8 protein-coding genes are annotated in these 8371 nt (G+C 63.1%); 7 read left to right on the top strand and 1 reads right to left on the bottom strand.

Features of this window, described 5'->3' with window-relative positions; translation table 11 throughout:
- Positions 1–453 precede the first annotated feature (453 nt).
- Positions 454–1284 (bottom strand): IclR family transcriptional regulator, encoded by an 831-nt coding sequence (locus P3C29_RS32485; protein ID WP_010175261.1) that lies wholly within the window; start codon positions 1282–1284, stop codon positions 454–456.
- Between the two features lie 240 nt (positions 1285–1524).
- Here P3C29_RS32485 and P3C29_RS32480 point away from each other — a divergent pair, with 240 nt between their 5' ends.
- From P3C29_RS32480 to P3C29_RS32450, 7 genes are read left to right on the top strand one after another with little or no spacing between them, the layout of a single operon-like run.
- Positions 1525–2553: an ABC transporter ATP-binding protein gene (locus P3C29_RS32480; RefSeq protein ID WP_275966453.1), complete on the top strand. Its 1029-nt coding sequence runs from the start codon at positions 1525–1527 to the stop codon at positions 2551–2553.
- Entirely contained in the window at positions 2550–3395 is an 846-nt protein-coding gene (locus P3C29_RS32475; RefSeq protein WP_010175264.1) for an ABC transporter permease, read from the top strand. Before P3C29_RS32480 ends, P3C29_RS32475 begins: the two co-directional genes overlap by 4 nt.
- Before the next feature lie 4 nt (positions 3396–3399).
- Positions 3400–4194: an ABC transporter permease gene (locus P3C29_RS32470; RefSeq protein WP_010175265.1), complete on the top strand. Its 795-nt coding sequence runs from the start codon at positions 3400–3402 to the stop codon at positions 4192–4194.
- On the top strand, positions 4194–4484 hold the full coding sequence (locus tag P3C29_RS32465; RefSeq protein WP_010175266.1) for a (2Fe-2S)-binding protein: 291 nt from the start codon (positions 4194–4196) through the stop codon (positions 4482–4484). Before P3C29_RS32470 ends, P3C29_RS32465 begins: the two co-directional genes overlap by 1 nt.
- Complete coding sequence (locus P3C29_RS32460; RefSeq protein ID WP_275966452.1) at positions 4481–5824, top strand: FAD/NAD(P)-binding oxidoreductase; 1344 nt, start codon at positions 4481–4483, stop codon at positions 5822–5824. Before P3C29_RS32465 ends, P3C29_RS32460 begins: the two co-directional genes overlap by 4 nt.
- Positions 5821–6924, top strand: coding sequence for an FAD-dependent oxidoreductase (locus P3C29_RS32455; protein WP_275966451.1), 1104 nt, complete (start codon positions 5821–5823; stop codon positions 6922–6924). Before P3C29_RS32460 ends, P3C29_RS32455 begins: the two co-directional genes overlap by 4 nt.
- A 17-nt stretch (positions 6925–6941) precedes the next feature.
- A complete protein-coding gene (locus P3C29_RS32450; protein WP_275966450.1) occupies positions 6942–7973 on the top strand; it encodes an ABC transporter substrate-binding protein in 1032 nt (343 codons plus the stop codon).
- The last annotated feature ends 398 nt before the right edge of the window (positions 7974–8371 follow it).

The raw sequence follows: 8371 nt of genomic DNA, 5'->3' as shown, positions 1-8371 counted from the left end.
ACTCGGTACATCAGACACACCGAGGTGATGCCATCGCAGGCAAGCCGGCTCCTACAGAAAAGCAGCTCTGCTTTCGCTTTGGCTTTTGCTCTGGCTTCTACCACTCAAGCCGGCCTGTAGGCCGCTGTGCTCTTGCTTTTGATCTTGATCTGGCTCTGACTGCCCCAATAAGCCCGAGGCCGAACGCAGGGATTGAGGAGCGGGTAAACCGGCAGGACGCCGGTTTAGCCGCGACGGGGCAGGGACGCCCCGTCGCGGCGGCCCGCGGAGCAATGCCGGAGTGAGGGAACACCGAGCCTAGGCGAGGTGCCGACAGGCGGGGCAGAGCCCTTTGCTTACTTTGGGGCTTTTCCAAAGTGAGTCGCTGTAAGAGCGAAACCATAAGCCGCCGTTACCGAAGAAACGGATATGTACTCACCCCCCCCCGTTGATCTCGATTGCGGCCAACACCCGCTACCCACCAAATATCTGCGATGGCCGACGCAACGTCGGGTCAAACGGATTGATCTTCGGCCCGATCGCCGCCGCCTCGCGCTTCAGCAATTCCACCACCGTCGGCAACCGCCCCGGCCCCAGCCGGTCGCTGATGGTCGCCACACTCAGCGCCGCCACCGCATGCCCATTGCGGTCGAGGATCGGCACCGCCAACCCGGCCATGCCCTCCAGCACCCCGGTATTGCGCGCCGCATACCCCAACCGCCGCACACTCTCCACCTCCGAACGCAAAAACACCTCGTCGTACAGGTGAAAATCCTTGAGCCGCGGCAGGTTGTAGCGAATCACCGTCTCGCGCTCTTCCTCCGGCAGGAACGCCAGGATCGCCAGGCTGCCCTGCCCCACGCCCAACGCCACACGCCCGCCGATGTCACCGGTAAACGTACGGATCGGGTACGGCCCTTCACTGCGGTCCAGGCAAATCGCATCAAACCCGCTGCGCGCCAGCAGGAACAACGAATCCCCCAGCGAAGCACTGAGGCGCAGCATGCTCGGCCGCACCAGGTCCCGCAGGTTGCCGGTGTTGCCCGCGTTCGCCGCCAGCGCAAAGAACTCCAGGCTCAAGCGGTATCGCTTGCTGCGCCCATCCTGCTCCACCATGCCCTCGTCCATCAGGCTGCGCAGCAACCGGTGAGTGGTGGGTTGCGACAAACCCACCTGCTGCGCCAGTTGCGTCACCCGTTCACCCCCGTCCGGCGCCGCGCCCAGAATGCGCAGCAACGCAAACAGCCGTGAGACGCCACCGGCGCCGACTTCTTTGACACTTTCATTCCGCTCAGTGGAATCCATACGTCGATATCTCACACTAAATTCTGATCAGTGAATGAAACTGAAAAAAGTACTCTGTTCAGTGAAATTCCATCTTCCGCCATCCTAGTCTTCGTCCTAATCTGCGTCCACAGGGGCGAAATGAACAACTAACGGCAGCCGACTCAAGATCGAGCGCCACCGCACCCGCACTACCCTTTTCGCATCTGCCCAAAACAAAAAAGCGCGTTTCGACGCGACTCAAAAAGGTGGAACGCAGACATGGCTTTTCTCCAACTCAACGCCTTGAGCAAACGCTACGGCGCCGTCGACGCGGTGGTCGCCACTGATCTTGCGGTGGAAAAAGGCGAATTCGTGTCCCTGCTCGGTCCCTCGGGCTGCGGCAAGACCACCACCCTGCAAATGATTGCCGGCTTCGTCGACGTCACCGGTGGGCAGATCCTCCTCGATGGCCGCGACATCACCCACGCCAAACCCGCCAGCCGCGGCCTGGGCGTGGTGTTCCAGAGCTACGCCCTCTTCCCCCACATGACCGTGGCCGACAACGTCGCCTTCGGCCTGAAGATGCGCAAGGTGCCCGCCGGCGAGATCGCCAGCCGCGTCAAGACCGTGCTGGAGCTGGTGCGCCTGGCGCCCCACGCCGAGCGCTACCCCCGGGAGCTTTCCGGCGGCCAGCGCCAGCGCGTGGCCCTGGCCCGCGCCCTGGTGATCGAGCCGCCGGTGTTGCTGCTGGACGAGCCGCTGTCGAACCTCGACGCCAACCTGCGCGAGGAGATGCAGTTCGAAATCCGCCGCATCCAGTGCGAAGTCGGGATCACCACCTTGATGGTCACCCACGACCAGGCCGAAGCGTTGTCCATCAGCGACCGCGTGGTGGTGATGCAGGCCGGACGCGTCACCCAGATCGACGCCCCCTACAAACTCTATGAACACCCGCGCACGCGCTTTATCTCGGACTTTGTCGGCAAGGCCAACCTGCTGGCGGGCGACTTCGATCAACTCGGCGCCCCGCAAGTACGTTTCGAGCCTGGCCAGGGCGAACTGACCCTGAGCCTGCGCCCGGAAAAAATCGACCTGGTGGCCGCAGGCAGCGGTCGCCTGCAAGGCAAGATCCTCGACAGTTACTTCTTTGGCAGCCAATGGCTGTACCGCATCAAGACCGACATCGGCGAGCTGACCGTGGTGCGCCGCAACGACGGCAGCGCACCTTTGGGTTGCGGTGCAGTGGTGGGCCTGGACTGGGAGTCGAGCCTGCTGCGGGTGCTGGCCGCCGATGAGGTGCACGCATGAGCCGTGGCTACCTGTTGTCGCTGCCCGCTCTGGTGCTGTTTTTCGGGCTGCTGATTCTGCCCCTGGGCCTGACACTGGTGCTGTCGTTCAACGTGTTCGACTATCAGGTGGGGGTGAAGGCTGATGAGTGGACCTTCGCCCATTACCTGTCGCTGTTCAGCGATTCGTACTTCTACGAAATCTTCTGGCGCACCTTCTGGATCAGCGCCCTGGTGACCCTGCTGTGCGTGGTGATCGGGGTGCCCGAGGCCTACATTCTCAGCCGCATGGGCACGCCGTGGCGCTCGATTTTCCTGATCCTGATCCTCACCCCGCTGCTGATTTCAGTGGTGGTGCGGGCGTTTGGCTGGAGCCTGCTGCTGGGCGCCGACGGCCTGGTGAACCAGATGATCCAGGCTCTCGGTGGCAAGCCGGTGAAGCTGCTGTACACCTCGTTCGCGGTGATCATCGCACTGGTGCACGTGATGCTGCCGTTCATGATCATCCCGGTGTGGACCTCCCTGCAAAAGCTCGACCCGTCGGCGGAACAGGCGGCGTTGTCCCTCGGTGCCAGCCAGGCCACGGTGATGCGCAAGATCGTGCTGCCCCAGGTAATGCCCGGCGTGCTCTCCGGCACGCTGATCGTGTTCGGCCTGGCCGCCAGCTCCTTCGCGATCCCCGGCCTGTTGGGCGGACGCCGGCTGAAGATGGTCGCCACGGTGGTCTATGACCAATACCTCTCCGAACTCAACTGGCCCATGGGCGCGACCATCGCGGTGGTGCTGCTGTTGGTCAATCTGCTGATCATGCTGAGCTGGAACCGCATGGTCGAAGGCCGCTACAAAAAGTCCCTGGGAGTATAAGACGATGTCCAGAAACGGTCCTTTGGCCCTGGGCTTTCACGGCCTGGTGGTGCTGTTCATGATGGCGCCGCTGGTAGTGGTCTGCCTGGTGGCCTTCACCCCGGAAAACACCTTGAGCCTGCCCACGTCGGGCTTCTCCCTGCGCTGGTTTCATGCGGTGTTCGAACGCGCGGATTTTATCCAGGCGTTCTATAACAGCCTGGTCCTGGCGTTCGTTGCCGCCACCCTGGCGACATTGATTGCAGTGCCGGCGGCGCTGGCGATCAGCCGCTACCAGTTCCCCGGGCGCAACTTCTTCAGTGCGCTGTTTTTGTCGCCCATCATCATCCCGCACCTGGTGCTGGGGGTGGCGATGCTGCGCCTGTTCGCCATGATGGGCGTCAACGGCAGCTTCACCTGGTTGATGCTGGCCCACGTGGTGATCATCACCCCGTACGTGCTGCGCCTGGTATTGGCCGCCGCCATCGGCATTGACCGCAGTGCCGAGCAGGCCGCCGAATCCCTGGGGGCCAGCCGCTTCACGCTGTTTCGCCAGATCACCTTGCCGATGATTTTGCCCGGCGTGGCCGGTGGCTGGTTGCTGGCGTTCATCAACAGCTTCGATGAAGTCACCCTGTCGATTTTTGTCAGCTCGCCGGCCACCCAAACCTTGCCGGTGCGCATGTACGTGTACGCCACCGAATCCATCGACCCGATGATGGCGGCCGTCTCGGCGCTGGTGATTGCGTTGACGGCGGCGGCGATGATTTTGCTGGACCGGGTCTACGGCCTGGATCGCGTGTTGGTAGGGAAGCATTGATGGCTCTGTTCAAACGATTGGCCGAAACCGAGCGGCCCACCCTGGCGTTCACCCTCGACGGGCAGCCTGCCACGGGCTTGCTCGGGGACACTTTGCTGACCGCCGTACTGACCTGTGCCGAGCACCTGCGGGGCAGTGATTTCAGCGCCGAGCGCCGCGCCGGCTTCTGCCTGATGGGCGCCTGCCAGGATTGCTGGGTGCGGCTGGAAGATGGGCGGCGGGTACGCGCCTGCTCAACGTTGCTCGAAGACGGCCAGGCGATTCGTCGTGATCCGGGGCGCCAGGCATGAATCCAGTGGTGATAGTGGGCGCCGGCCCGGCGGGCATTACCGCAGCACGGACCTTGCTCGATCATGGTGTAACCCCGGTTTTGGTGGACGAAAGCCTGCGCGGTGGCGGGCAGATTTACCGGCGCCAACCGGCGAATTTCCAGCGCTCGGCCAAGCAGTTGTATGGCTTTGAAGCGGACAAGGCGACAGCGCTGCATCGCACCATGGACGCGCTGGCCACGCAGATCGATTACCGGCCGGAAACCCTGGTGTGGAACGCCGAAAACGGTCGCCTGGACATGCTCAATCACGGCCACGCCGAAAGCCTCGAGTATTCGCAGATCATCGTCGCCACCGGCGCCACCGACCGTATCCTGCCGGTGCCGGGTTGGACGCTGCCCGGTGTGTACAGCCTGGGCGCTGCGCAAATTGCCCTGAAGTACCAAGGCTGCGCCATCGGTGAGCGCGTGGCGTTTTGCGGCAGCGGGCCGTTGCTGTACCTGGTGGCGTATCAATACGCGAAGGCCGGGGCGAAGGTGGTGGCGGTGCTCGACAGTGCACCGTTCAGCGCCCAATGCCGGGCCTTGCCGGCGCTGCTTGGCCAACCCGTGACGCTGGCAAAGGGTCTGTATTACCGGGCCTGGCTCACGGCCCATGGCATCCCGGTGCATCAGGGTGCGACGCTGTCGCGGGTTGAGGGCGAGCAGCAAGTGACAGGCATCCACTGGGATCAACAGCACATCGCCTGCGATGCCGTGGCCTTCGCCCACGCCCTGCGCAGCGAGACCCAACTGGCGGATTTGCTCGGCTGTGAGTTTGCCTGGAATGCCTTGAACCGCGCCTGGTTGCCCGAGCGGGATGCGGCCGGGCGCAGCAGTGTCGCGGGCGTGTATCTGGCGGGCGACGGTGCCGGAATCATGGGCGCCGATGCAGCGCAGATGGCCGGCGAGCGAGCGGCATTGGCGCTGCTGGAAGACACCGGCATTGCCATCGACCACCGTCGCGGGCCTGTGTTGGAGCAGCAACTGGCAGGCATCCAGCGCTTTCGGCATGGCCTGGAAACCGCCTTTCCATTCCCGCAAAACTGGGCCGCTGAAGCCCCGGATCACCTGATCCTGTGCCGCTGTGAAGAAGTCAGCGTCGGTGAAGTGCGCGCGGTGGTGGATGAAGGCCACTGGGAAGTGAACCGGGTCAAGGCCCATTGCCGGGTCGGCATGGGCCGCTGCCAGGGCCGGATGTGTGGTTTGGCGGCAGCAGAAATCATTGCCCAGCGCAGTGGGCGCGAGATTGAAAACGTTGGCCGCCTGCGGGGCCAGGCCCCGATCAAACCCTTGCCGTTTGGTGTGGAGGTGCAGCCATGATCGACAGCGAAGTGATCGTGCTGGGCGGCGGGATTGTCGGCGCTTCAGCGGCCTTGATGCTGGCGCAAAAAGGCCGGCGCGTGGTGCTGCTGGAGCGGGATTTCTGCGGCTCCCATTCCAGCGGCGTGAACTATGGCGGCGTGCGGCGCCAGGGTCGGCCCTTGCATCAATTGCCATTGTCGCAACGTTCCCATGAGCTGTGGTCCGACCTGCCGGGATTGATCGGCATCGACGGCGAATACGTGCGCTCCGGGCATTTGAAACTGGCCCGCAGCCACGAAGACCTGGCCGCCCTGCAAGCTTACGCCGACGCCACCCGGGGATTTGGCCTGGGCCTGCGGATGCTCGATCACGCTCAACTGCGCGCCCGGTTCCCGTGGGTAGGCGATGTGGCGGTGGGTGCCTCACTCTGCCCTGAAGACGGGCATGCCAATCCGCGCCTGGTCTCCCCCGCCTTTGCCCGCGCCGCGCAACGGCATGGTGCCCGGGTGATGGAGCAAACCGAAGTCACCCATCTTGAACATGACGGCCAGCGGTTTCAGTTGCGCTGTGCCAATGGGCTGCAGCTGCAAGCCCCCTGGCTGCTGAACTGCGCCGGCGCCTGGGCCGGCACTGTGGCCGCGCAGTTTGGCGAGCCGGTGCCGATGACCTCGGCGCACCCGGCCATGCTGGTGACCGAACCGTTGCCGGTGGTGATGGACGTGAGCACCGGCGTCGAAGGCGGCGGGATTTATGCGCGGCAAGTCGCCCGGGGCAATTGCATCCTCGGTGGCGGCCGCGGCTTTGCCCTGGGCCCGCAACAGGCCCGCCCGGGCCAGGCGGCGGTGCTGGAGATCCTGCGCAACGCCGGCGAGCTGTACCCGTTCCTCAAAGGTGCCCAGGCGATCCGCACCTGGAGCGGCACCGAAGGTTACCTGCCCGACCACGAACCGGTGATCGGCGACAGCAGCACCCAACCCGGCCTGCTCCACGGATTCGGCTTTGCCGGCGCCGGGTTCCAGCTCGGCCCTGCGGTCGGTGAAGCCCTGGCAGAGATCGTCTGCGCGGGAGCCAGCCGGCAACCCATCGAAGCGTTTTCCATCCGTCGTTTCCAAGTCTGAGAGGAAGATTTATGCACATGATCAAACGTACTGCGCTGTCTTGCCTGTCCCTCGCCCTGTTGAGCACGGCGGCCCACGCCGCACCGACGCTGTACCTGGGCATGAACGGCGGCACCATGGAACGGGTCTACGCCGACAAGGTGCTGCCCGCGTTCGAGAAGGCCAACAACGTAAAGGTAGTGATCGTGCCCGGCACCTCGTCGGACATCCTCGCCAAGGTGCAGGCCAACAAAGACAACCCGCAGATGCACGTGATGTTCCTCGATGACGGCATCATGTACCGCGCTATCTCCATGGGGCTGTGCGAGAAGCTCACGCCCAACCCGACCCTGGACCAGATTCCGGCCAAGGCCAAAATCAAGGAAGAGGCGGTTGCGGTGACGCTCGGGGTGACCGGGTTGGGTTACAACGCCAAGATGTTCAAGGAAAAAGGCTGGGCGGCGCCGACGTCGTGGATGGATTTGGCAGACCCGCGCTTCAAGGACAAGGTGGTGTTCCAATCCCTGGCCTCCTCCACCTTTGGGCTGCACGGGTTCCTGATGTTCAACCGGATTCAGGGCGGCAGCGAGACCAACGTGGAGCCGGGGTTCAAGGCCTGGCCGAAAACGGTTGGGCCTAACGTGCTGGAATACATCGCCAGTTCGGCGAAGATTTCCGAGATGGTGCAGACGGATGAGGCGGCGATTTTTCCGCTGACGCCGACGCAGGTGACCACCCAGCAGTTGTTGGGTGTGCCGATGGAGTATGCGCAGCCGAAGGAAGGTGCGGTGGTGCTGAACGTGGCGGAGTGTGTGATTGCGCGGAATGACCAGCCGGAGTTGGCGCAGAAACTGGCGCAGTTTTTGTTGACGGCTGAAGCTCAGGCACCGGCGCTGGAGTTGGGGGATCAGATTCCTTCGAACCCTACTACGCCGACTACCGACAAAACCCGGGCGCGGGTGGAGGCCATGAACCGTTATTTGCAGACGGCGATTTCGATTGACTGGGACCAGGTGAACCAGGCGCGGCCGGAGTGGAATGCGCGGTGGAGTCGGTCGATTGAGCGGTAGGCTTTGGGGGTGAATATCCGTTATTTGGGTGATGGCTTAAATTGGTTCCGCTCTTACAGCGGGTCACTTTTGGAAAAGAGCCCCAAAAGTAACCAAAAGGGCTCTTGCCCCACCACTCGGCACCTCGCCTAGGCTCGGTGTGCCCTTGTAAGATTGTTTTCACCTGCTTCAGACCGTAGTGCCCTCTGATTTCGAGATCGTGAGTGAGCATGGGTCGGAGCAGGTTCCTTCCTAAACTAGTCCGAACGGTTGCCTGGGCGCAAAGCCCGATTCTGCAAGGTTGGACGTGAGGAAAAACGCTATGGACCATGACTCTGCGTTCGTCGGAATTGATGTTTCCAAAAACAAGCTCGACTCATTCGTCAGCACTACTGGCCAAGTCGAACAGTTTTTCAATA

The sequence above is a fragment of the Pseudomonas sp. 1912-s genome (genome assembly GCF_029269205.1).
Classification (GTDB): domain Bacteria; phylum Pseudomonadota; class Gammaproteobacteria; order Pseudomonadales; family Pseudomonadaceae; genus Aquipseudomonas.
This window is presented reverse-complemented; position numbering and strand designations above follow the sequence as displayed.